The following is a 23,856-nucleotide window of genomic DNA, read 5'->3' on the forward strand; positions in this document are numbered from 1 at the left end:
AGTTATATGACGTACTACAATCATTATCGAGGTCAATGGAATTTGAAAAAGCTGCCGCCTGCAAAATACAGACAACAGCTTCAACAAACAGTCTAGGCTTTTTTAAAACTGTCCTTTACAAAGGGTACATTTTAGACATCACTTGGTGTCGAGGATAGCTTTTTTATGATACTTTTGCGAGTGAAAATCCTCTACCGAGAATTTCCGAAGCATTTAGAAAGACGACAAATGCCTGAGGTTCTTCCTCTCTTAAGATCTTCTTCAAGTAAATTGCTTCCGATTGCTCAACCACACATAGAATCATGGTCCTTTCCTGATTGGAAAAGCCACCTACCGAACGAACTTTAGTCAATCCACGATCAATCTTCTCCTTGATAATCGTCTGGATATGTTCTTCATGATCCGTAATAATCAATACTAGTTTAGATTGAGAAGTTTGTAACTGTACAAAGTCAATCACCTTACTCGTCACAAAAATCGCCATCATCGCAAATAATGCCAACTCCAGATTGAATACGATAGCGGACGCAATCACAACCAATCCATCCACGAATAATTGCGCATACCCACTAGACAGACCCGTGTACTTCTTAACAACCTGAGCCACTGTCGCAAGTCCTCCAGTTGATCCATTTCCCCGGTAGACTATGCCAAGCCCTACTCCTAACATAATTCCCCCATAGATTGCTGACAATAAAGGATTGTCAATCGTTGAAGGTATATCAGCAGTCAGCCAAATGGTTAGCGGTACAAAAAACGTTCCCACTAATGTTTTCAGACTAAAATCCTTACCTAGAAGCACAAGACCTATAAAAAATATCGGGATATTAATAAGCCACTGCACAAAGGCGGGTTCAAATCCATACATCTCATACAGAATGGTACTAATACCAGACACGCCCCCAGCTGCGAGTCTTGCTGGTAAGAAAAATATATTGAAAGCCAAACCGACTAACATGGATCCGATCATAATCCAAACATATTCAATCAGTAGCTTTTTTCTCGGTGAACGGGTCTTCATTTATAAAACCTCCCTATCTTGATGAGCTAAAAGCACTTTTGCTATTTTACATCATATTGTAAGCGGTGAATAGCCTATCCGTAGTTTATAGGCATAAGTGGTCCCTTCTATGCATCTACTAGTTTTGATAGTAAATTCACTTGGAAGGAAGCGATGTATTGAAATTAACACCGTTTATTGATCCACTACCTATTCCACAATATCTAACTCCACTTGAGAGGCATAAATGCTTCTCGTACTATGAAATTGGGATGAAGGAGTTCTTCCACGAATTTCATTCAGAGCTGACCCCAACAAAGATTTGGGGATATGAGGGGCAATTCCCCGGTCCTTTAGTAAATGTAAACAGCGGCGAGTGTGCACATATCAAGTGGAAGAACGAACTACCCGATAAACATTTCCTACCGATTGATAGAACACTCCACGGTTCAAGCGAACATATGCCAGATGTTCGTACAGTGGTGCATTTACACGGAGCGGAAGTAGAGCCCGAAAGTGACGGACATCCTGAAGCATGGTTTACGAATAACTATCATACAGTGGGTCCAGTATTTGACTCTCCCGTTTATAAATACAATAATAATCAGCGTGCCGCTACACTTTGGTACCATGATCACGCAGTCGGCATTACCCGTTTAAATGTCTATGCGGGTCTCGTTGGCATGTATATTATTCGCGATGAAGAAGAACGCAAACTAAAACTTCCTTCCGGGGCGTATGAAATTCCATTAATTATCGCTGATCGCGGCTTTAACGAAGACGGCTCCCTTTTCTATTCAGACACAACTAATGTAAGACCAGGACCTGTACAGCCTGGATTGACATTCCCGCATCCATCCGTCACACCTGGTGAAGCGTTTGAAAACATCACAGTTAACGGGAAGGTCTGGCCCTACCTAGAAGTAGAGCCAAGAAAGTACCGATTCCGCATATTGAACGCCTCAAATGAACGCTTTTACAAAATGAACTTATCAAACGGACAAAAAATTATACAAATCGGCTCAGATGGTGGGTTATTGGAAACGCCTGTATATATGGATGCGTTAACGATTGCACCCGCTGAACGAATGGATGTAATTATTGATTTTTCTAAACTGGCACCCGATGATACGATTGTTTTAGAAAATACGGCTGCCACACCATTTGATTTCCCACCGCCAATAGGCACTCTCCCTGATCCTGAAACCGATGGACAGATTATGCAGTTTAGGGTGGTTGAATTAACAGGACCAGATACAAGCAAAGTTCCCGCTATACTCAGCAACATACCTAAACTACGGGAATGTGACGCCGCCCAAACACGTGACATTACACTGGATGCAGACATCGATGAATATGGTCGTTTAAAGTTCTTGTTTAATAATAAAGGTTTCATGGAACGAATCGATTTCAAGCCTAAACTGAATGATACAGAGATCTGGCGCATCATCAACACGGCTGGCGCAACGCATCCTATACACATCCACTTGATCCAATTCCAGATTCTCGACCGTATTCCCTTTGACGCCCAAGGCTTCACGGCGAATGGTTTACTCAACTTTACAGGCCCGCCTGTACAACCAGACGTAAATGAACGAGGCTGGAAAGACGTCGTCCAGTCTCCACCCGGGTTTGTGACACGGGTCATTATGCGCTTTGCTCCATTCACCGGTCGCTATATGTATCATTGTCATATTTTAGAGCACGAAGATCATGATATGATGCGTTCTTTCGAAGTAGTGGAGCGCAAATGTGGTTGCAAAAATAACTGCATATGCAAGGAACATAAACCAAAACGTAAATGTGAGTGCAAGAAGAATTGCAGATGTCACGGCAAGTGTACATGTAAAAAAACCTGTACTTGCAAGAAAAAGAAATCAAATCACCCATCGAAAGAAGAACGTCGTCATAAAAAGTGTCCTACGTGTCCTCCTTGTTCTGAGACGTATCGTTGTGAATGTGAATAATGAAAATGAGCCCCGCGAGATATTTTAATCTCGCGGGGATTTTTAGGCTTCTATCAAATAATCATAGAGTTTATTTTCTACCGGATGTTCCATTACCATGTTCATATGGACTACTGGCAAACGCTTTCCTTTACCGTCTATCATATAGTCTTCCGCAACACTTTGCTGGTCAGGTAGGCCTTTACCCAAATAATAGAAGTCTGTTCCCTCGTCGTCATCTTTCTTCACGAATAGATGAATATCTATATCCTTTTCCTTAGCCTGAATAATAGTTTGTACTTCATTCGATCGCAACGTTCGGTTACTGCGTGTATACCATTTGAATAACTCAGGATTGATGAATTCATCACCGTAATCCACACTTGCTTCTACTTCTCCATGCTTATGATACGTTACGAATATAGGACAAGTTCCATGTTTCGTTTTATAACCATACATCGTCGAGCTTTCGTCCGCCTGCCAATTCAATAATTTACATACATCTTTACGTGAGTATTTGGCATGCAGCGTTAACTTGTTAGCGCAATCGTATACTCTCGACTTTTCCTTCGCACTGCGCAACACGTCTTCAATTAGAGATACTACGTACGAATCCTGTTCAATACTCTGTTGGATTTTTTCGTTAAATGTGAACACTTGGTTATGATCCATCGTAATAATCGCTTGATTTCCGTATTTCTTTTGGGCATTTTGTGTGAAAAACGATAAGTCATAGATTCGCGTGACGGATTCGATCGTATCGTCATCAACTTGACAGCCTGTAGACTTCAGCTCGTAGATGAATTCGTCCAAACGAACTTTTCCCTTATTGAGCAACATCTCGGCTAGCACTACTTCATGAATCCGTTTGCCATTGATCAATTCCAGAGAGAACATCGTTAATATCTGACTTTCATATGGTGTGATCGTTGGAATAGGATCTTCTGTAGATTTAACTTTCATTAGAAAATCAAAGTAATTATTGTGTTTGTTTATAATAACGACTGGATCGATAGAGTGCTGTTCGATAAAATCATATAGATAAGGCACTTTACCAATTTTATTCCTCAGATCCTGATACGCATCTTTCAAGATTTTCAAAGACGTTAAATTACTGCTATTGATTGCGTTGAAAATACGCTTCTGTGCAACTTCCTCAAAATTGATTGTCGAGACACCCTTGATATAACTAGTATCTTTCATATTTCGTCGAACATTATCTTTATTCATCGAACGGTCACCAGACAACGCAATTGGAATCAAATAGTTATTCGCATAGTTTCCGATAAAATCAATGACCGTAACAAATGGCTTATCTTGATCCTTGCGCAGTCCTCGCCCTAGTTGTTGAATAAAAATGATACTGGACTGTGTTTGTCTAAGCATGACCACCTGATTGATACTTGGGATATCGATACCTTCATTGAAAATATCCACAGTCAGTATATAATCGAGTTCTCCTTTTTCTAGCTGATCAACTCTACGCATGCGCTCTTCGTACGAATCATCACCCGTTAATGCTACAGTTTTATAGCCGCGCAAATTCAGTTCTCTTGAAAACTCACGCGCCTCTTCTTTTCGACTGCAAAACATCAAACCTCTCACTTGATCGCCGGCATGACTGTAATAGGATACTTTTTCAATTACATGTTCTACACGTTCGCTCGTTACCAATTTAGAAAGAATCGTGTGATCACCTATTAGCTCGCCATCTATTTCAAAATCTGTTACGCCGAAATAATGAAACGGGCATAGCATATCCTCTTCTAGTGCTTCTTGAAGACGGATTTCATACGCAATATTATAATCGAAGAGTTCGTATATATTGAAGTCGTCGGTTCGTTCAGGTGTAGCGGTCATCCCCATCAAAAACTGAGGGGTGAAATAATCGATCACACGCAAATAGCTAGTCGCACCCGCTTTGTGTACTTCATCAATCAAAACATAATCAAAGTCTTCCGAATTAAAGTCCCGAAGGTTTTCAGGCTTGGACAACGTTTGGATACTTGCAAACACATACTTCTTATTCGACTGCCGATTGGCTCCGACATACAACCCGAATTCTTCGTCTATTCCTCCGAGTACCCGCTTGAAGTCTTGCATAGCTTTCTTCAAGATTTGCTCTCTATGCACAATGAATAGCATACGTTTCGGTGCAAACTTACGTACGTCAAAAGCGGATAGATACGTCTTCCCTGTACCTGTTGCCGAAATGATCAGCCCTTTATCCTGACCGTTCGCACGCACCGCTTCAATATTCGCCAGAGCCGCCTGTTGCATTTTATTTGGCGTAATCTCTAACGCCTGTTCAATTGCATTGGTTTGATAGGCCGATGGATGCTCAAATACTTGAGCCGCGCTTGTCCGATCTGCATGTTCCTGATAAATCGTTTCATAGTGTGCTATCCAACCTTCAGTTAATACTTTGGCATCTGACCATACATCCTCAAACTGGTCTTTAAAATGATAGACAATTTCCCCATCACGATGAGATGTTAGCTTCACATTCCACTCATAATTCACTTGTAGCGCATGTGCCGTCAAGTTGGAACTGCCTACAATTAATGAGTATTGATCACTCTTTTGAAAAATATAACCCTTTGAATGAAAGCCTTCCTTTTCAGTTAGACGTACTTTTACATTCGGAATGTTCAGGAGCTCACGAAACACTTTTGGCTGATTGAAATATAAGTAAGTAGACGTAATGATTCGGCCGTTAACGCCCCGTTTATGTAAATCGTAAAACAAAGATTTAAGTGTAGCCAATCCACTTTCCGTGATAAATGCCACTGAAAATAAGAATTGGTCACAGTGTCGAAGTTCATCCTGAATCGAGGATAGCACCGTCGTATTCTTTATTGAATTATTCACCAATAGCTCCGGTTTATAACTGTCACTCTGCTTATGTCCTTTATTCACAAACCCCTTGTGCAAAGACGCTTCCAGCTGCCGAATAAAATCTCCCATCCCACAGACACCTCTCTCTTCATGCTATTGATTTTCCAACTTTTCAATCGCCGGTATATCCGCAGGTGCCCACTCCAGCATATGTAACTGATCTTTTGGAATCCAACGTAATTCCGCATGTTCTGTCGCCACAGGCTTTCCTTCTACGATCTTCGACATGAATGTTTCTAATCGAACAATGACTTTTTCGTACTCATATGTAGTGTCTTCTACTGCTTCTCCTACCGTAATGGTGCAACCGAGTTCCTCTTGAATTTCACGTCGCAAGGCTTGCTGATGTGTTTCCCCCATTTCAATTTTGCCTCCAGGGAACTCCCAATAATTCGGCAGTGTCATCGTAGGACTACGAAGTGCGGCTAATACTTCACCTTTCTCGTTTTCAATCACCGCTCCCACTACATGCACATTTTTCTTCATGTGTTCCGACCTCCAGTTTATTACCCACCCATTTGGGATCCATTATACCATCAACCATTATAAATTGAAGAAAGCTTCCCATGTTTCACCCCGCATTAAATCAGGAATACTTAACTATGGACTACACTATAATGAAACAAAGTGGAGGTGTGGAAATGAAACAAGAGAAAACTTCTGTGCTGTTACGCATAGCTATTTTTATCACCTACGCAATCATGATCACAGCTAACGCATTGGCCAATATCCTTCCTCTAAATGGACAAACAACAGGTGAGCTATCGGATAAATACGGAAATCTATTTGCGCCGGCAGGATTTACGTTTTCTATTTGGAGTCTGATCTACTCACTGTTATTATTCCATGTCATCTATCAACTAGGCTTTTTCCATAAGAATAAAAATCCACAACGTCTAAGTCAAGTAGGCATATGGTTCTGTATCTCTTCTGTATTGAATGCATCGTGGATTTTCTTATGGCATTATGAATATCTGTTACTTTCCGTTATAGTCATGTTACTCATATTGCTGACATTAATAAGAATTAATACCCTCACATTTAATGCTTCACTGACTAGAAGAGAAGCGTTCTTCATAAAGCTCCCGTTCAGCATCTATTTCGGATGGATCACTATCGCTACGATTGCAAACATTACCGCTTTTCTCGTTTCTATTGAGTGGGACGGATTGGGTTTATCTGACGTCACATGGACGATTATCATTTTATTCGTCGGAGCTGTTATCGGAATTTTAACAACGATTCGACGCCAGGATATAGCCTACGCACTTGTATTGATTTGGGCATATTACGGGATATATTCTAAGCACACTTCAGAAAGTGGATTTAATGGAGAGTATCCTTCTATTATCTTATCTATCTTAATCTGTTTGGTGCTCATAGTTTTGTCTATTGTACTCGTTGCAGCAAATAAGCTTCGCAAATAAAAAGCGCAAAGGAGCAGGCTATTGCCTCTTCCTTTGCGTCAAATAATCATGCCATCAGGTCGTGTTATCATACAATACCCAATACTTACATACTACTACAAAAACTTATCGTGATGTTTTTAACAGCCTGTGCAATCGGGGATAATTAAAACGTTGCACACGTCAACCGATATACTTTGCTAGGGAACAATTGATTCAAGTTATGACATCAACCATGCTTCCGGCCATAAATCCTCTTTAAAAAACTCTATTAAATCCTCTGCGCGTCAGAGTTAATTGGTGTTGTCTAACCTTGTCCTGCCTGCACCAATTTCGTGTACTTTTATCATTTTCTTCATCTCCCCACTTCTATTGTCAAATAACATATAGTTCGAGAAGATATATCCAATAAGAAATTCCACAACTAAAGAGCCAGTGTTTTTTAAAACTATGTGAAAAGCCTTTGCCCTGACCCCTTAACTTTATTACAAATTGACTCTTTTTAAAGCATCAGATTTCCTTTATTCTAAATTTACTACTTTTTACGTGAGGAAGGTTCAGGCCATGCAAAAAACATATAGCTATCCAGCACAACGAACGAAGACGTTTGATCTAATTCTGACATCCATGCTTGCATCACTCGTCTTCGTCGCTACTCTTTTACTCAATATTAAACTACCTCTTGGAAACGGTGGACTAATCCACCTCGGCACTTCCATGTTGTTCATTGTCTCCATTTTATTCGGACCGAAGAAAGGTATGATTGCTGGGGCTGTCGGAATGGGCTTGTTCGACTTGGTTAGCGGATGGGCTCTATGGGCACCTATTACAATCCTAACACGCGGCTTGCAAGGTTATATCGTAGGTAAAATCGCTTGGTCAAACGGTCGTAAAGGAACGAGCTTCAAGTTCAATCTACTCGCCATGCTAGCTTCCATACCATTCACTATTGCTGGCTATTATATCGGAGAGAGTATTCTATATCACAGTTTGATCATCCCGCTTGCTTCCATTCCTGGTGATCTGGTCCAATGTGCAGTGGGAATCGCCATTGCCGTTCCCGTCTGTGCCATGTTAAAAAAGGTTTCAATGTTCAAGTAAATATACAGTTGAAATCCACGGTATCTCACACGCTGCCATTAATTCAAAATTCTTAAAGTCCACTTGATTAGTCGTTTTAGTGTCATAGACTATCTACATGCATGAGTATGGAAACAGTAGTTCGTGACAAAAAATAACCTGTCCGAGAGATTTTTCTCCCCGACAGGTTATTTCTATTACTGCTTCATATTTACGAATACACTTTTCACTTCCGTGTAATTCGCTAAGCCATATTCTCCGCCCATTTCGCGGCCAATGCCCGATTGCTTATAACCACCGAATGGCATAGTCTCCCACTCAAGACCGAAGTCATTAATCCATACAGTACCAGACTGCAACTTACTTGCAATATAATGTGCTTTTTTGACATTCTCTGTCCAAACACTTGCCGCCAAGCCATATTCACTATCATTCGCACGCTGGATTACTTCTTCTATTGTATCAAAGACGAATAGTGATAAAACAGGCCCAAAGATCTCCTCACGAGCGATCGTCATATGATCTTCTACATCCGCAAACACTGTTGGTTGTACGAAGAAACCTCTTTCATGCGCTTTCCCGCCTCCAGCTACTAGACGTGCACCTTCTTCTTTCCCTTTTTCGATATACTCTAAGACCGTTTTCTGTTGCTTAGCAGATACGAGCGGACCCATTTCGGTAGTTAGGTCCATTCCTGGTCCAACTTTCAACGCTTTCGCTTTGTCAGCTAATGCTTCAACGAATTGATCATACAGGCTACGATGGATGTACGCGCGAGTACACGCGCTACAGTTTTGTCCATGGTTATACATAGTTCCTGCAAATACGCCTTCGATAGCCTCTTCTACATCCGCATCTTCCAATACAATAGAAGGTGATTTTCCACCCAGCTCAAGGGTAATACCTTTCATCTGATCTGCAGCAGATTTCATTACTTGTTTCCCTACTGCAGTAGATCCTGTAAATGCCACCTTGTCTACCTTTTCATGTGTGATTAAAGCATTACCTGCTACACTTCCAGCGCCTGGCAATACGTTAACAACACCGTCGGGGAAACCGGCTTCTTTAAACAGGCGAGCCGCATAAAGTAACGATAATGGTGTTTCACTTGCCGGTTTGATGACTACTGTACAACCTACTGCAAGTGCAGATCCAAGCTTCCACGCTGCCATCGCTAGAGGGAAGTTCCAAGGAATTACTTGCCCTACCACGCCAACCGGCTCATGCACGATATAGTTGAGGTAATCAGGAGATACTTGAACAGTTTGTCCAGTGATCTTCGTTGCCCAGCCTGCATAGTAACGGAAATGCTGTACAGTACCGTCTACATCGTCAGCCAATGCCACTTCGTATGGTTTCCCATTGTCTAATGCTTCAAGCTGTGCCAGTTCTTCGCGGTTCTCGTCAAGTAAATCTGCAAACTTGTAGATCAAGTGTGAACGGGTTGCCGCGTCCATCTTTGTCCATTCACCTTCATCGAATGCTTTACGAGCGGCTTCCACCGCAACATCGACATCTTCTGGCTGTGCTTCACTTACTTTGGCAATGATTTCTTCCGTTGCAGGATCGATTACGTCAAATATTTTCCCGCTCTTCGCCTCTACATACTTTCCATTAATATAAAGACCTTTTGTATTGTGTAAAAATTCCTGTACTTTAGGTTTTAGTTCATAATCTACTTTCAGCATTCGTCGCTACCTCCAATTCTTTCTCCAGTACGCCAAGTCCATCCATCAAATCTTTTAGCTTTTGATCTTCTTCTTCGTTTAATGGCAGACGCGGCAGACGGCAAGGTCCTCCTGCACAGCCTTTAAGCTCCATTGCACGTTTTGTGATTTGTACATATTTACCCGAACCTTCAAGGAACTCACACAGAGGCAGTAATTCATCATATAACTTCCACGCTTCATCCATATTTCCGCCCTGCAATGCATTGTACAATTTCATAACATGACCCGGTACGATGTTCCCTGAAACGGAAATCCATCCTGTTGCGCCAACCAAGAATGATTCAATCGCCAAGTCTTCTGAACCGCAGAATACTTTTAGGAATCCTTCACCTTGACGTGCAATATCGCGCGCTTTACCGATTCCACCGCTAGACTCTTTGATGTGTGTAATATTTTCCACGTCACGACCTACGCGCAGAATCGTTTCTGTGCTGATGTCTACGCCAGACGTGAACGGGTTGTTGTAAATCATAACTGGTATTTTAACGGATTCAGCTACTGCTTTGAAATGCTCGTAGATTTCGTCTTCTTTTGGATGGGCGTAATAAGAGTTAATTAATAATGCTGTGTGTGCACCCGCTTTTTCTGCCTGCTGTGTGTATTCAATTGCATCCGCTGTTGTTTCAGCTGCTGTACCCACGATCAACGGAACGCGGCCATTGATTTGTTCCACTGCTACTTCTACTGCTTTGAAACGCTCTTCTTTTGTTAAACTGACGAATTCTCCTGTACTTCCGTTAATCGCAATTCCATTAACGCCTTCTCCAATAAAATGCTCAATATTATTACGGAATCCGTCCCAATCAATCTCTTTCTGATTTAACATCGGTGTTACCAATACTGGAAAGATACCTTTTACTTCTGTCATTTTAAATTCCTCCAATTAGTGTTTTAGTTAGTTACATTTCCTATTTTATTTATACTGCTTACGCTACTTGTTTCACCCTCAAGCTCTTGCGTTTGCTCGCCAGGCTGGGTCCGCCAAATAAATTTACCTGTAAACCCGTAAATAAGCGAGATGATGAGGACTAAAAAGTTAAACCATAAGAATGGCAGATAACTCATTGTGGATACTCCGAGTGCTGCGGCCATAAATACACCGCCATCCGACCAGGGAACCATAGCCGTAGTGACTGTTCCACCGGCTTCTGAGTTTCTCGACAGCACCCGGCGATCCATATGCAATTTATCATAGTTATCTCCAGTAATTTTAGTAGCCGTAATCAACGAAACATATGCTCCACCGAATGCGTTACCAAGAAGACCTGCCAACAATGTCGTTACCGTTGCTTTACCAGGATTGTTTGCCCATTTACCAAGATAATTTCCTACTGCACGCAATACACCAATTCGCTCCATCAATCCACCTACACCTAAAGCAAAAATGATCAATGCGATTACATCTAACATAAAGACAATCCCACCACGATTTAATAAATTATCGATAAATGGTACGCCTGATTCAATCGTGTTACCTGCATACATAATATTGAATGCCCCGAGGAACGTCGCACCTTGGAACAAAAATGCCCAGATTGTTCCTAAAAATGCACCAAACAAAATAACAGGAATAGAAGGCATTTTGAATATCAACAACAAAATAACCACTGCCGCTGGAACCAACATATACCAGCTTATATTGAAATACTCTTCTAATGAATCCATTGTGTTCAATGCAGCTGATAGATCTCCGCTCCCTTTGTAGAAGAGTCCTACAACTAAGAACAAGACAGCTGAAATAATCCACGCTGGCAATGCGACTGTGAACATCGACTTAATATGATCGATGAGATCAACCTTTGACAGTGATGCCGTCATAACCGTTGTGTCAGAAAGCGGCGACATTTTATCCCCTACATAACAACCCGAAATAACAGCACCTGCAACAAGCGGTAATGGGAATCCGAAACTAGCTCCAATTGCCATCATGGCAATACCGGCAGTACCTGCAGATCCGAATGAAGTTCCTGTGGCAATCGATGTTATCGTACAAATAATGAAAGCAGCCAATAAGAAAATACTTGGGTTAATGACTGATAATCCGTAATAGATAATCGAAGGAACAATACCGCCCGCAATCCAGGTACCAATTAACGCACCCACCGACGTCAGAACGATGATAGCTTCCAGACCATCATTGACACCACTCAATAAACCATCTTGCATTTGCTTATAGCTATAACCAATCTTTAATCCTAAGCCTATAATCAGGAACCAAGTCGTCAAGAGCGCCAGATGAATGGAAATGCCGAATACGACAATAAATGTCACCATAATTGCTCCAAATCCGATTAGCACAAACAATACTTCGGCCAAGCTGGGTAATCTCTTCTCCATTTTAAAACCCCCTGTGGTTTTACTAGACGTGGCTTTTAAGCTAAGATAAATCCTTTTGGTAATGGATCTTCAGGATCAAGAATGAATTCATGCGAACCTGTTATGTAAGGTACGCCCTCCACCGAGAAAATCCCTTTGTCGCCTGGGACAGATTGAATCTCAATTTTGCTTTCGAAAATACTTTGATTGCTCAATGAATTTATAGTGCGCTGCTCATTCACTGCCAAAGCGATGGTACTTTCTATACCTGGCGAACGTAAGATATAGCCGTCCCGTTCAAACGTAACTGATCGATACTCGTAATCTCCAAGTTGCTCCTGCAAGATAATGCCATCAAAAGCTTTCTGTTGTGACTTCAGCTTTTTTACCTGTATTGCTCCCCACTCCATAATCTCTGACAGTTGTCCCAATTGAAGAGATTCAATAGTAATGGGCAACGGATACACATAGAACCTGTGACCACTTGATAGCTCCACGCAAGAAGCTTCGGAATCACTCACCAGCATTTTTCCTTCTGCTACTTCCATCTTCACATCGATTACTTCCTGTTGCTCTACCGCCACTTTTACATGCCATACACCATGAACGGTTTCCACAGTATATTGCCCATCTTCCTTCTGTTGCAAATGCCCTATTTCAAGCAGTGCAGCCGTAGTGGCAAGTAGTGATTCGTATTTAAAACTGATTGCTTCCTGATGATGAAGAAACAACAACTGATAATCTGCTTTGGCTGAAGGACCTACGATACAACCGTTCATTCCACGGTGTCCGCGGGGTTCATTTAACAGTAAATTCTTTTCGGCATTAAAGTGATTTTCTAACTTCTTTTGATTACTCTGCGTATCCAGGCCTTCAAAGTAAAAAGGTGAATGCACAATGATACGGTACGCCTCTCCAAATACCTGTGTGTCCATCGTACGGAACATCTTTTGTAGAATCATTCAGTTTTCCCACCTTCAATGATCCATTGGCGGAATGAGAAGGTACCCTTCCCGCAAAGGATCTTTTTCGTTGTAGTAAAAGCGGTGCATGCCCATGATCCATGCAGAACCGGTTACCTCAGGAATGACTCCGGCAACACCACCTACCGTTACCTCTTCTAGAATACGCGCTGTAAAGAGTGTTCCGACGATACTTTCATAGACAAAACGTTCATGAACTTTCAACTCATTTTTACTATGCAATGTCGCAAGTTTTGCAGACGTTCCCGTGCCGCATGGTGAACGGTCGATGCCGCCAGGTGGTACGATGACCGTATTTTTTAAATCCGCTTCTGGATGAGTGGGATCAGTATAAAATTCGATATGTGTCAACCCATTGATGAAAGGAAACTCGGGATGAATAATTTCCTCAGTTGCATTGATTGCGTTACGAATCTTGATTCCTTTACTAATGAGCGATGCTCCATTTTCTTCCGTCAGCTGAAGATCTAGCTTCCGGGCATCAACAATGCCATAGAAGTTACCGCCGTAAGCAATTTCACAAACGACATGACCCACATCCTCTACATCCAACTCTACTGTTTTCAATAAGAAAGAAGGGACATTGACGAACGTAACTTCCTTCGCCACACCTTTTTCCACTTTTACCGTAACATCCACTAAACCAGCCGGTGTATCTACTTTGATCATAGTGTAAGGCTCTCTCACTTCTATCATGCCGGTTTCAATCAGTGCAGTGCAAAAACCAATCGTGTCATGCCCGCACATCGGCAAATAGCCTCCCGTTTCAATATAAATGACACCCACATCTGCATCGGGATGACATGGATCCGTCATAATTGCTCCCGACATAACACCATGTCCACGCGGTTCATTCATTAGGAACCTTCGTATCCAGTCATACTCTTTCTGCATGTAAAGCATTTTTTCAGACATCGTATTGCCCTGTAGTGGAGGCATGCCACTAATTAACGTACGGGTTGGATTACCCCCGGTGTGCGTATCTAGTGTCGTAAATACTCGTTGATACTTCACGCATGCACAACCCCCTGTCGAAAACGATCGAGACTTAACTGTTCAATAGGTATGCAAGTTTCCTTATCGTTCAACATTTCTTCTATTAACTTACCTGTAACTGCTGCTAGGCTGATTCCATCACCTTCATGACCCGCCGCAATATAATAACCAGGGATATGGTCGACTCTCGAGATAATCGGCAAATGATCTTCTGTCCACGGACGTAAGCCTGCATACGTGCGAATGACAGTCATATCGGCCATCTGAGGATAGAAGCGCAATGCACGTTTGGCGATTTGCCGTATCACTTTATAGTCTACTTTTGTATTGAACCCAGCAAATTCACGACTGCTACCAATTAAAAAGTTCTGTGCTTCCGTTGGTTCAAAGACCAATGCCACGCCATACTTTTCCGTCAGTGGATCTACAGAACGTTCACCACCAAACTTTGAGATTAAGTAACCGAACTCCATGACTTTTCGTAATCCGACAGGCTGTTGTCTAGATGCGACAATTAGTTGCCCTTTTCTAGGTACAATGGGTATAGACAAATCTAGCATCTGACCAATCACCGGTGACCAGACACCCGCCGCATTCACTACACGCTTGGCAGTAAATTGCCCTCTAGTCGTCTCTATTAAAAACTCACCTGAAACATTGCGTGACATACTCGTTACTTCCGTGTTTTTATGAATGATTGCCCCTTGCTTTTCAGCACTGTGAAACATGGAAAATGTCATCATATAGGGATTAACGGTAGAATCCGTCTTACATTCCAATCCGCCGTATAAGTCATCTGCAAAATACTTTGATTCATTTCGTAAATCTTGCCGGTCCAGCATCTTGAAGCTCAAGCCCGCTTCTACTTGCTTTGATACCCATTGATTTGCGGCTCCCATCTCTGCATCATTCTCACAAACTAAAATACTTCCTGGGTTTCGATATTCAAATGAAAGCTCCAAGTCTTTATCTAATTGATGAACCAGTTCCTGACTCTTTAAAGACATTTGACTGTCGAAACCGGGATCTTTATCAATCGCCAGTATGTTTCCATCACATTTTGAGGAAGTACCACTCGCCAGTTCATTCTTTTCAAGCACCGTAATTTCTAAGCCCGCTTTAGAACCGTAGTACGCAATGGCGGCTCCCATAATTCCCCCACCAATCACAACGATATCGCTATGTTGTATTCCCTTCACAGGATTCCTCCTCTCGGTTGCCTATTCACTTTTATATAATGCAAGAACCATGCCAAATTTATGATTCAACAATTACGTGACAGTTCATTACCGATAAAAACCTTATGGAATGGTAGCGCTCTCTATTTACGGAATCTTCTATAACTACTATACTTTTAGAAGGCGGTTCGCTGTAACTATTGAATTATCAGACAAGTTGCGTAAAGTATTTTATACACTGTAAAAAAAACTGACACTGGAGTGACCAAAATGTTGAAATATATTCAGGACTTTATTACAGACATTATGAAAAAAGACTTTCTTATCATGAACGGACATACAAATGAAGAAACTATTGAAAAACATTTGATAAGCTCTCCATCTACACAGCTGTTTATTAAACAAGCACAAGACTACTGGCATGTACGTTTGCACAAAAATCAACTCCGCTACGCAAACGCACCAATCCTATCTATAGATATTCCAATCAGTGAAGTATCCGTGAAACTTTCCCATGGTGAATTCTTAGTATGTCGTGACACGCATGGTGAAATTACAGGGTATATAAAAGCTGAACAATTTATTGATAAGTTAATAGAACAACATGAAAAGACGTTGGCGTATTTGCAGACCGTCCTTCAGACTATCGACGAATCTTGTACCGTAATTGATCAAGACGCCAATGTATTGTACTGGACCAAAGGAGCGGAGTCTTTATTTTCTCTCAAAGAACAAGACGTAATAGGTAAACCCATTACAGACTTTTTTGATACGAAGCACCTAGAGATACTACATACACTACAAAATGGTTCTTCAGTGCGTCATTCGCAGCATCATGCACGCAAGGATCTCGTAGTGCTAATCAACTCCAACCCTATTTATCATAGGGATCGTATCATCGGTGCTGTCGTATCAGAAACCGATATAACGAGCCAGATTCGGATGAATGAAGAGTTGTACGCGACTTCCGAAAAACTGTTCCTGCTTGAGGAAGAGATGCGGAAAAGCGCATCCAGCCACAGTCCTTTCGATTATATAAAAGGAAACAGCGATAAGCTAAAGCAGACAATTGATATGACCAAAAAGGCGGCTACTACGGATGCCAGCATATTGCTATACGGAGAGAGTGGTGTGGGGAAGGAACTGTTCGCAAAAGCTATCCATAATCTAAGAGAATCGCAGAACGCACCATTCGTCGCTATAAACTGCGGGGCAATTCCCGAGAGCCTATTTGAAAGTGAAATATTTGGTTATGATAAGGGAGCATTTTCAGGCGCTGACCAGCGAGGGAAAAAGGGAAAAATCGAATTAGCCAGGGGCGGTACTCTTCTATTAGATGAAGTAGGAGAAATGCCGCTCGATATGCAGGTGAAATTTCTACGGGTCCTTCAAGAGCGGAGATACTATTCAGTGGGCGGTACAAAAGAGATTGAGGCAGACTTCCGCATTGTTGCCGCAACCAATCGTGACTTAAGGGAGCTTGTAAGTGAAGGGTCTTTCAGGGAAGACTTGTATTATCGACTGAATGTTGTCAACGTGAAAATCCCTGCATTACGCGAAAGGGCAGAGGATATCATAGAATTGACACATTACTTCCTTTATGAATTCTCCATTAAGTACAACCGGCAGATCAATAGTATTTCGCAAGTAGTAATGCAAGCTCTTTTACAACATAATTGGCCGGGAAATATTCGGGAACTCCGCAATGCTATTGAGCGCCTAGTCGTATTCTCTGACAAAGGTCTCGTCAATGTTCATGACCTCCCTTCTGAAGTCATTGAAAATACCAACTCGCTACCTTCAATCCATATGACAAAACCTGTTCAATCAGAAAGCGCACCACTTACGGAACAGATGCAGAACTTTGAACGCAAGTTAATTGTGCAGGAGTTGGAAAAAGCAAACGGTAATAAACTACAGTGTGCAAAAAATCTAGAAATCACCCGTGCCACTCTATACAATAAAATGCATAAATTAGACATACCTTTCTAAGAGCTTCTTTCATTGGCATGATTCTTGCATATTAGTTAAGCAGTAAACTAGCAAGGAGTGAACATATATGTCCGAAAAAGATATAATTATTTGTAGATGCGAAGAAGTTACTTACTACGATTTAAAAGAAACGGCAAAAAGATTTCAATGCACACCGAGAGAACTTAAATTACGCACGCGCGCAGGCATGGGCTATTGCGGAGGAAGAACTTGCCGCAACGCCGTAGACAGCATAGCACTAGAAAGTACAGAACGGGATGAATCCCAAATCACCTTAAAATATCAACCACCAATCAGACCCGTAAGTTTTGGAAAATTAGGGGAGGTGTTTGAATGAGTCAGCGTATCCTCAACCACCCGGTACTCGGAACTTTAGACGAATCACGAAGCATCACATTTACATTCAATGATATAGAATACAAAGCGCTTCAAGACGAATCGATTGCCGCTGCCCTGCTAGCCAACGGGATTAGAACGTTGCGCCATCACGAAGAAAGCGGTTCCCCTAGAGGGATTTACTGCAATATTGGTCACTGCTTTGAATGCCGAGTAACCGTGGATGGCGTACAAGGCGAACGAGCTTGTCTAACGCCTATTACACAAGGGATGAAAGTTGTAAGCGGTGGTAAACTACTGACTGATGTGCGTGATTGGAGGGCCAATCATGGAAAATAAAACTATCATTATCGGTGCGGGACCAGCAGGATTAACTGCGGCCATCACGATCGCGTCACGCGGTCACAGTGTAATGGTTATCGATGAATACATGAAACCCGGTGGAAGATTACTTGGCCAACTATACGAAGAACCTAACGGCAATTGGTGGAACGGTATCGTAGAATCCAATAAACTGCATCAACGAGCTAAGGAACTGGGTGTCGATATCAAGCTTCACACACCCGTCTCTAACATCGAGTTCCAGGACGGAATTTGGAGTGTCCATACAGACGTAGACATTCATGAAACTACTCATTTACTGCTAGCAACAGGCGCGGCAGAGAGTCCTCTTCCCATTAAGGGTTGGACACTTCCAGGCGTCATGTCAGTCGGTGCTGCACAAGTCATGACGAATGTTCATCGTGTCAAGCCGGGAGATCGTGGGGTCATTATCGGAGTAAATGTTTTATCATCGGCAATTGCAATGGAACTAAAAATGGCAGATATTGATATCGCTTGTATTACATTGCCCGAATCCAATACCGTTAATGAAAGATTCGGTCAGCCATTGGAAGTGATGAACTCACTTCTGCATGTTTCACATATGGCGCCTTCTGCATTTATTAAAATGGGTAGTAAGCTGATGAAAAATGACTTCTTCAAACAACTTGGCATTACATTCTTTCCAAAGAACGGTGTAAAAATGTGGGATATACCGATCATGTTACGAAAAGCAGTCACAGAAATCATTGGTGACGGACAGGTCGAAGGCGTGAAAATTTCTACGATTAATGCAGCTGGCGAAGTAATTCCTGGAACTGAAGAGGTCATTAGAGCAGATTTCGTGTGCATTGCCGGTGGATTGTATCCATTAGCGGAATTGGCGGCAGTCGCTGGCTGTCCTTTCTATCACATAGAAGAACTTGGCGGATATGTCCCGTTGCATAACGAACGCATGGAATCCACCCTTCCCGGGCTTTATGTAGCGGGGAACATCACGGGTATTGAAGGAGCTAAAGTTGCTATGAGCCAAGGACAAACTGCTGGTCTCTCTATTTCCAACGACTTGGAGAACGGCATACTGGAAAATGACTTAATTTCCTCGATACGGGATACCGAGCATACGAGAGAGAATGCTTACATTCAATTTCATCCTGAAATTAGTCAAGGTAAGAATAAGCTGAAGATGTATTGGGATGAATACCACGCCGTGGTAACAACATAGTTTTTCTAATCGAAAAAGCTCTACTGCGACATACATCGCAGTAGAGCTTTTCACTATCTTCACTATTAACTATGAACGGTTTCTTTCTCCAGCTCATTTTCTGTTAGCTTCAATATCTTGGAAGTAGAAGCATGCATGTCCTTCAATAATTCAGGATGCTCTGCTAATGCTTTTCCGTATGAAGGAATCATTTCTTTCAACTTTGGCTCCCAATCGCTTACTTGTTCCGGGAAGCACTTGTTAATCAGATCCAGCATAACTGCTACTGCAGTTGATGCACCTGGAGAAGCTCCAAGCAATGCTGCAATGGAACCATCCTGATCCGTTACAAGCTCTGTACCAAATTGAAGCGTACCTTTGCCATCTGGAGTATCTTTGATGACTTGCACGCGTTGACCTGCAGTCCATAGATCCCAATCTTCGCTTTTCGCGTCAGGAATAAACTCGCGCAGTTCATTGATACGTTGTTCTTTTGTTTGTACTACTTGTTCTACCAAGTATTTAGTCAACGACAGATTTTTTGCACCACATGCAAGCATTGTCGTAAGGTTATTTGGTTTCACGGAACCAATAAGGTCCATCATGGATCCTTCTTTCAAGAACTTCGGTGAGAAGCCCGCGAACGGTCCGAATAGTAAGGACTTTTCTCCATCAATATAGCGAGTATCCAAGTGTGGGACAGACATTGGTGGTGCACCAACTTTTGCTTTTCCGTATACTTTCGCGTGATGTTTTGCAATTACGTCTGGATTTTTACAGACCATGAAGACACCACTGATCGGGAATCCACCGATATGCTTACTTTCAGGAATACCTGTTTTCTGTAGCAATGGAAGACTTCCGCCTCCGCCACCAATGAAAACAAATTTAGTTTTATGGAATTCAAGCTTGCCATCTTTGTTATTCTTTATTTTTAATTCCCATTCGCCATCACTTGTACGTTTGATATCTTCTACTTGATGACCGTAGTTTACATCAACGCCCACTTTTTGCATATGCTCGATTAACATACGAGTCAATGCACCAAAGTTTACGTCTGTACCTGTGTCAATTTTCGTTGCAGCAATTGCTTCATCGACAGTACGGTCTTTCATGATCAACGGAATCCATTCTTTTAGTTTTTCCGGATCTTCCGAAAACTCCATTCCTTCGAATAGTGGATTTGCTGTCATAGCCTCAAAGCGTTTCTTCAAATACGTCACATTGTCTTCACCTTGTACAAGACTCATGTGTGGCAGTGGCATAATAAATTGCTCAGGGTCTTTAATCAAATTTTTCTCTACTAGATGTGACCAAAACTGCATGGATAATTGGAACTGTTCATTTACTTTAACCGCTTTGGTGATATCTACAGTCCCGTCCGACTTTTCGGAAGTATAGTTCAGTTCACACAATGCTGCGTGTCCTGTTCCCGCATTATTCATCTCATGCGAACTCTCTTCCCCTGCTTTATCTAATTTCTCAAATACCGAGATATTCCAGTCAGGCGCTAATTCTTTTAGCATTGTTCCTAGCGTTGCACTCATAATTCCGGCACCAATTAATATAACATCTGATTTAGTTTGTCTATTACTCATTTTGACCTTCCTTATATGTGAAATTTACAGAAACGTAAATGTTCCTAAATAAGGCGTCACAGCCTACATGGCGCGTACTAGGAGCATTTATTCTGTCTCAGTTTAACCATACATCTACTACTATCTGTTCTATTATACATCAAATATAACGAGGTTTAAAGGGACTTGTTTATTTGTCAGGATAAAGCTAGGAATATGTCGGAATTTTGAACCATCTTATGACTTTTATTAGATTAATGGTTGGTTTCATGTCAATAAGTCTTCCGAAATCACTTTGAATCCTTCAATGACTGTATCCTCTTCTACCTCAATTAAAATACATTGCTTGCCATCATAGTTCACTTGTTTCACATATTTCAAGTCTTGTGGACTGATTGAAATGTTTGCTACTTTGGTTTCGATTTTAATCGATTTCGACGTATAGCTTGGTACGATGTGAGTTGCTTTCATTTCATAAGAGGTATCATCCACTACGGTCTGGAAAGCGGTTTCTACTGCTTCTGTATTGACGTAGTCGACACCACTCATTTTCAACACACGTTCTACTTGCTTCGCATCGATTGCTGGTGGCTCTTCCGGTTCTTCCTCTTCTTCATCCGCTACAGTTAATCGGTATATTGCTTCATATACATTTCCCAGTGTTTCCGTATCTACTTCACCACCGACTACTTGTTTTACGATTTCCTCGAAAACGGCCTTGTCGTCGGCAGCGGTAACCACTTCTTCGCCATTCAGGACATTCTCTATGAACGCATAATCGGGTTTATTCGCTTTACCCGCCGAATATAGTACATGATTGACATCAGCTGAATTGTCTGTAAAGCAAGGGAATAAAAAGCCACCTATTGGTGAAGCAAGATTAATGATTGGATCGAGCATCGTATTCGATTTGAATTCACGCTCTTGAAAGTCAAATATAATGGAGCGCTTCGGCAAGTCTGTATGATTCATACTGCACAAAATAAACGGTGTGGTAAACACTTCATCTCGCATATCAATTTCAGATTCTTCACTGTTACGCTTGGTCTTCTTAAAGTAGTTACCACGAATAAACGTCACGACCAGATCTTTTTCATATTGGACATCTTTCACCATCTTTAGTGCTAGATGTTGCATCTCTTCTTTCCATTCTTCAGCTTCTTCCGCCTGCAATCCTTCATACAATAATTTTTGTGCGTGATCTTCATGACTCTCTTCATCCTGACGTTCAAACTTCACTTCAAACAACTTCACACCTAGTTTACCGCCAAGCACTTTTTTAAAATTGGTCATGAACAGTTCCTGTTGCTCGCGGTCAAGCAAAGCAAATGCCTGACTTTCTTCATGGTAAATCTCACTGCTTTCCTGCCTAATATAGACATGGTAAATGTCAGTGATCGTCAAAAGATCGGTATCTAATTTAAATCGTTTACGGATATCTGCAATATCATTTTTATTCATTTCGTGTTCCCACTTCCTAACTGATTTACATACACTTTTTCACTACGTTGGATGACGTCACTATACACGTGCATAAAAGATTAAAGTTTTCACACATAATTATCCAATATTCGGGTACACAATGGAGTGAGACTAAAAATCAGACAAGGGGTAGTGATTTCATGTCAGAAAAATTATTTACATCCACAGCAACAGCTAGTGGGGGGAGAGAAGGACATGTGGTATCCTCCGACAAAGTAGTAGAGTTTGATACAGCAATGCCTGGAACGAAAAGAGCAAAAGAATTAGAGAACTCTACTAACCCTGAGCAATTATTTGCTGCGGGTTACGCAGCTTGTTTCGACGGTGCGCTTCAACTTGTCGCAAGCAAAGAACGCGTTCAATTTTCATCGGAAGTCACTGCAAACGTTAGCCTGTGCAAAGACGAAACAGATGGCGGTTTCCATCTAGAAGTTGAATTACAAGTAACAGGTACAGACATTGAAAAGGCACAGCTTGAACAACTAGTAGAGAAAGCGCACCAAGTCTGTCCGTATTCCAAAGCCACTAGGGGCAATATTGAAGTGACACTAACAGTACTTTAATTCTATATTCTAAAAAACGCTATAGGCTGTGCTGAAAATTGCGAAGACACGACCTCAAGCACAGCCTTTTAATTCAGCAGAAGATACTTTCTATTTTTCCAAGCCTTCAATTAATTTCACAATCGCAGCAGATGTCTTCATAATGTGCTCTTCATTCGATATAGCTGCTTTACCGTCACCCTTCTGCATACCATAATCACCAAAGCCTGCGTGATTCCCCCCTACTATCTCAATGAACCTCGCATCATTCGGCATACTAGACTTAGCCGCCTTAATCTTTTTCGCGTCCGCCACCTCATCATGACTGGCCCAAATTGACAGTACATCCACCGATGCTTCACTCAAATCCGTGTGACTTCCGGGATAAGAAGCTAGTAACACAAGCGCAGAAATCCTTTCATGGCGGGATGCATAATCCGATGCCGTCACACCGCCTAGGGAATGACCTCCTATTAACCATGTGTCTATTTCAGGGTGATTACGTATCACCTTATCTGCCCGGTCAGGTGAGAAGATGGCCATCTTGAGCGGCAAATGGGGAATGATTACCGTATAGCCTTGTTTAGCAATCTCCTTAGCCATGGGCGCGTATGCTTCAGCTTCTACTTTTGCTCCCTGATAAAAAATAAAACCTATGTTTTTCTTATTTAAGATAGGTTCAAACACTAGCTCTTTTCCATTCGTAACTAGTACATCTGTATCTGAGTGCAAATTTTCTTTAGCGTAAGATTGCGCTTTATAATAAGAGCTAGCGAATAGGAAGAAACCCACCGCAATCATTAACAGGAAAATAGCTAGCCCAATAAATAACTTGAACTTCCATGTCCTTTTTTGTTTCATACTTGATC

At 41.7% G+C, this 23,856-nt stretch carries 21 protein-coding genes; 9 read left to right on the plus strand and 12 right to left on the minus strand.

Going from position 1 to position 23,856, the window contains the following annotated elements; genetic code table 11:
• On the plus strand, window positions 1-96 hold a 96-nt coding region (locus CSV77_RS17395; RefSeq protein ID WP_369802765.1), incomplete at its 5' end, for an IS3 family transposase.
• Window positions 97-163: 67 nt separating this feature from the next.
• Here the strand turns inward: CSV77_RS17395 and CSV77_RS11645 are convergent.
• Window positions 164-1,021: a YitT family protein gene (locus CSV77_RS11645; RefSeq protein WP_099673561.1), complete on the minus strand. Its 858-nt coding sequence runs from the start codon at window positions 1,019-1,021 to the stop codon at window positions 164-166.
• A gap of 158 nt (window positions 1,022-1,179) precedes the next feature.
• Here CSV77_RS11645 and CSV77_RS11650 point away from each other — a divergent pair, with 158 nt between their 5' ends.
• A complete protein-coding gene (locus tag CSV77_RS11650) occupies window positions 1,180-2,967 on the plus strand; it encodes a multicopper oxidase family protein (protein ID WP_099673562.1) in 1,788 nt (595 codons plus the stop codon).
• 42 nt (window positions 2,968-3,009) lie between these two features.
• On the opposite strand, the gene CSV77_RS11655 is transcribed toward CSV77_RS11650, so the two are convergent.
• Both CSV77_RS11655 and CSV77_RS11660 read right to left on the minus strand, forming a co-directional pair.
• The gene (locus CSV77_RS11655) at window positions 3,010-5,913 is read right to left on the minus strand and encodes a DEAD/DEAH box helicase (RefSeq protein ID WP_099673563.1); all 2,904 of its coding nucleotides are present in this window, start codon (window positions 5,911-5,913) and stop codon (window positions 3,010-3,012) included.
• A 24-nt stretch (window positions 5,914-5,937) separates the two neighbouring features.
• On the minus strand, window positions 5,938-6,330 hold the full coding sequence (locus CSV77_RS11660) for a (deoxy)nucleoside triphosphate pyrophosphohydrolase (RefSeq protein ID WP_099673564.1): 393 nt from the start codon (window positions 6,328-6,330) through the stop codon (window positions 5,938-5,940).
• A gap of 155 nt (window positions 6,331-6,485) precedes the next feature.
• Between CSV77_RS11660 and CSV77_RS11665 the strand changes: the two genes are divergently transcribed.
• Entirely contained in the window at window positions 6,486-7,271 is a 786-nt protein-coding gene (locus CSV77_RS11665; RefSeq protein WP_099673605.1) for a tryptophan-rich sensory protein, read from the plus strand.
• Between the two features lie 543 nt (window positions 7,272-7,814).
• Entirely contained in the window at window positions 7,815-8,351 is a 537-nt protein-coding gene (locus CSV77_RS11670) for an ECF transporter S component (protein WP_099673565.1), read from the plus strand.
• Window positions 8,352-8,527: 176 nt separating this feature from the next.
• Here CSV77_RS11670 and CSV77_RS11675 read toward each other — a convergent pair whose 3' ends face one another.
• Genes CSV77_RS11675 through CSV77_RS11700 form a run of 6 tightly spaced genes read right to left on the minus strand, consistent with a single transcriptional unit; the run spans window position 8,528 to window position 15,506 of the window.
• Window positions 8,528-10,018, minus strand: coding sequence for an aldehyde dehydrogenase family protein (locus CSV77_RS11675; protein ID WP_099673566.1), 1,491 nt, complete (start codon window positions 10,016-10,018; stop codon window positions 8,528-8,530).
• Window positions 9,999-10,928: a 4-hydroxy-tetrahydrodipicolinate synthase gene (gene dapA, locus CSV77_RS11680; protein WP_099673567.1), complete on the minus strand. Its 930-nt coding sequence runs from the start codon at window positions 10,926-10,928 to the stop codon at window positions 9,999-10,001. The genes CSV77_RS11675 and dapA overlap by 20 nt, the downstream gene beginning before the upstream one ends.
• 23 nt (window positions 10,929-10,951) lie before the next feature.
• A complete protein-coding gene (nhaC, locus tag CSV77_RS11685; protein ID WP_099673568.1) occupies window positions 10,952-12,397 on the minus strand; it encodes a Na+/H+ antiporter NhaC in 1,446 nt (481 codons plus the stop codon).
• A 35-nt stretch (window positions 12,398-12,432) separates the two neighbouring features.
• Window positions 12,433-13,338: a proline racemase family protein gene (locus CSV77_RS11690; RefSeq protein WP_099673569.1), complete on the minus strand. Its 906-nt coding sequence runs from the start codon at window positions 13,336-13,338 to the stop codon at window positions 12,433-12,435.
• Between the two features lie 15 nt (window positions 13,339-13,353).
• Window positions 13,354-14,373, minus strand: a complete 1,020-nt coding sequence (locus CSV77_RS11695; protein ID WP_099635863.1) for a proline racemase family protein — start codon at window positions 14,371-14,373, stop codon at window positions 13,354-13,356.
• Entirely contained in the window at window positions 14,370-15,506 is a 1,137-nt protein-coding gene (locus CSV77_RS11700; RefSeq protein WP_369802766.1) for an NAD(P)/FAD-dependent oxidoreductase, read from the minus strand. The genes CSV77_RS11695 and CSV77_RS11700 overlap by 4 nt, the downstream gene beginning before the upstream one ends.
• 297 nt (window positions 15,507-15,803) lie before the next feature.
• On the opposite strand from CSV77_RS11700, the gene CSV77_RS11705 reads away from it, so the two are divergent.
• The 4 genes from CSV77_RS11705 to CSV77_RS11720 all read left to right on the plus strand — a co-directional run bounded on the left by CSV77_RS11705 (window position 15,804) and on the right by CSV77_RS11720 (window position 19,407).
• Window positions 15,804-17,525 carry a sigma-54 interaction domain-containing protein gene (locus tag CSV77_RS11705; RefSeq protein WP_233212236.1) on the plus strand — a complete coding sequence of 574 codons (1,722 nt, stop codon included), beginning with the start codon at window positions 15,804-15,806 and terminating at the stop codon, window positions 17,523-17,525.
• Window positions 17,526-17,592: 67 nt separating this feature from the next.
• Window positions 17,593-17,862 (plus strand): (2Fe-2S)-binding protein, encoded by a 270-nt coding sequence (locus tag CSV77_RS11710; RefSeq protein ID WP_099673570.1) that lies wholly within the window; start codon window positions 17,593-17,595, stop codon window positions 17,860-17,862.
• Complete coding sequence (locus CSV77_RS11715) at window positions 17,859-18,200, plus strand: (2Fe-2S)-binding protein (protein WP_099673571.1); 342 nt, start codon at window positions 17,859-17,861, stop codon at window positions 18,198-18,200. Before CSV77_RS11710 ends, CSV77_RS11715 begins: the two co-directional genes overlap by 4 nt.
• Window positions 18,190-19,407, plus strand: a complete 1,218-nt coding sequence (locus CSV77_RS11720; RefSeq protein ID WP_099673572.1) for an NAD(P)/FAD-dependent oxidoreductase — start codon at window positions 18,190-18,192, stop codon at window positions 19,405-19,407. Before CSV77_RS11715 ends, CSV77_RS11720 begins: the two co-directional genes overlap by 11 nt.
• A 65-nt stretch (window positions 19,408-19,472) precedes the next feature.
• Here the strand turns inward: CSV77_RS11720 and CSV77_RS11725 are convergent, their stop codons facing one another.
• Window positions 19,473-20,984, minus strand: a complete 1,512-nt coding sequence (locus CSV77_RS11725; RefSeq protein WP_099673573.1) for a malate:quinone oxidoreductase — start codon at window positions 20,982-20,984, stop codon at window positions 19,473-19,475.
• Window positions 20,985-21,230: 246 nt separating this feature from the next.
• The gene (locus CSV77_RS11730; RefSeq protein WP_099673574.1) at window positions 21,231-22,424 is read right to left on the minus strand and encodes a DUF4317 domain-containing protein; all 1,194 of its coding nucleotides are present in this window, start codon (window positions 22,422-22,424) and stop codon (window positions 21,231-21,233) included.
• Window positions 22,425-22,585: 161 nt separating this feature from the next.
• On the opposite strand from CSV77_RS11730, the gene CSV77_RS11735 reads away from it, so the two are divergent.
• Window positions 22,586-23,008 carry an organic hydroperoxide resistance protein gene (locus CSV77_RS11735; RefSeq protein WP_099630381.1) on the plus strand — a complete coding sequence of 141 codons (423 nt, stop codon included), beginning with the start codon at window positions 22,586-22,588 and terminating at the stop codon, window positions 23,006-23,008.
• 90 nt (window positions 23,009-23,098) lie between these two features.
• Here CSV77_RS11735 and CSV77_RS11740 read toward each other — a convergent pair whose 3' ends face one another.
• On the minus strand, window positions 23,099-23,848 hold the full coding sequence (locus CSV77_RS11740) for an alpha/beta hydrolase (RefSeq protein ID WP_099673575.1): 750 nt from the start codon (window positions 23,846-23,848) through the stop codon (window positions 23,099-23,101).
• Window positions 23,849-23,856: the final 8 nt, after the last annotated feature.

It is taken from the genome of Sporosarcina sp. P16b (assembly GCF_002743065.1).
Taxonomy (GTDB): Bacteria; Bacillota; Bacilli; order Bacillales_A; family Planococcaceae; genus Sporosarcina.

Coding starts and splice junctions, on each gene's coding strand:
- CSV77_RS11645 (WP_099673561.1), bottom strand. CDS start 1,021: ATGAAGACCCGTTCACCGAGAAAAAAGCTACTGATTGAATATGTTTGG.
- CSV77_RS11655 (WP_099673563.1), bottom strand. CDS start 5,913: ATGGGAGATTTTATTCGGCAGCTGGAAGCGTCTTTGCACAAGGGGTTT.
- CSV77_RS11660 (WP_099673564.1), bottom strand. CDS start 6,330: ATGAAGAAAAATGTGCATGTAGTGGGAGCGGTGATTGAAAACGAGAAA.
- CSV77_RS11665 (WP_099673605.1), top strand. CDS start 6,486: ATGAAACAAGAGAAAACTTCTGTGCTGTTACGCATAGCTATTTTTATC.
- CSV77_RS11670 (WP_099673565.1), top strand. CDS start 7,815: ATGCAAAAAACATATAGCTATCCAGCACAACGAACGAAGACGTTTGAT.
- CSV77_RS11675 (WP_099673566.1), bottom strand. CDS start 10,018: ATGCTGAAAGTAGATTATGAACTAAAACCTAAAGTACAGGAATTTTTA.
- dapA (WP_099673567.1), bottom strand. CDS start 10,928: ATGACAGAAGTAAAAGGTATCTTTCCAGTATTGGTAACACCGATGTTA.
- nhaC (WP_099673568.1), bottom strand. CDS start 12,397: ATGGAGAAGAGATTACCCAGCTTGGCCGAAGTATTGTTTGTGCTAATC.
- CSV77_RS11690 (WP_099673569.1), bottom strand. CDS start 13,338: ATGATTCTACAAAAGATGTTCCGTACGATGGACACACAGGTATTTGGA.
- CSV77_RS11700 (WP_369802766.1), bottom strand. CDS start 15,506: ATGGGAGCCGCCATTGCGTACTACGGTTCTAAAGCGGGCTTAGAAATT.
- CSV77_RS11705 (WP_233212236.1), top strand. CDS start 15,804: ATGTTGAAATATATTCAGGACTTTATTACAGACATTATGAAAAAAGAC.
- CSV77_RS11710 (WP_099673570.1), top strand. CDS start 17,593: ATGTCCGAAAAAGATATAATTATTTGTAGATGCGAAGAAGTTACTTAC.
- CSV77_RS11715 (WP_099673571.1), top strand. CDS start 17,859: ATGAGTCAGCGTATCCTCAACCACCCGGTACTCGGAACTTTAGACGAA.
- CSV77_RS11720 (WP_099673572.1), top strand. CDS start 18,190: ATGGAAAATAAAACTATCATTATCGGTGCGGGACCAGCAGGATTAACT.
- CSV77_RS11725 (WP_099673573.1), bottom strand. CDS start 20,984: ATGAGTAATAGACAAACTAAATCAGATGTTATATTAATTGGTGCCGGA.
- CSV77_RS11730 (WP_099673574.1), bottom strand. CDS start 22,424: ATGAATAAAAATGATATTGCAGATATCCGTAAACGATTTAAATTAGAT.
- CSV77_RS11735 (WP_099630381.1), top strand. CDS start 22,586: ATGTCAGAAAAATTATTTACATCCACAGCAACAGCTAGTGGGGGGAGA.
- CSV77_RS11740 (WP_099673575.1), bottom strand. CDS start 23,848: ATGAAACAAAAAAGGACATGGAAGTTCAAGTTATTTATTGGGCTAGCT.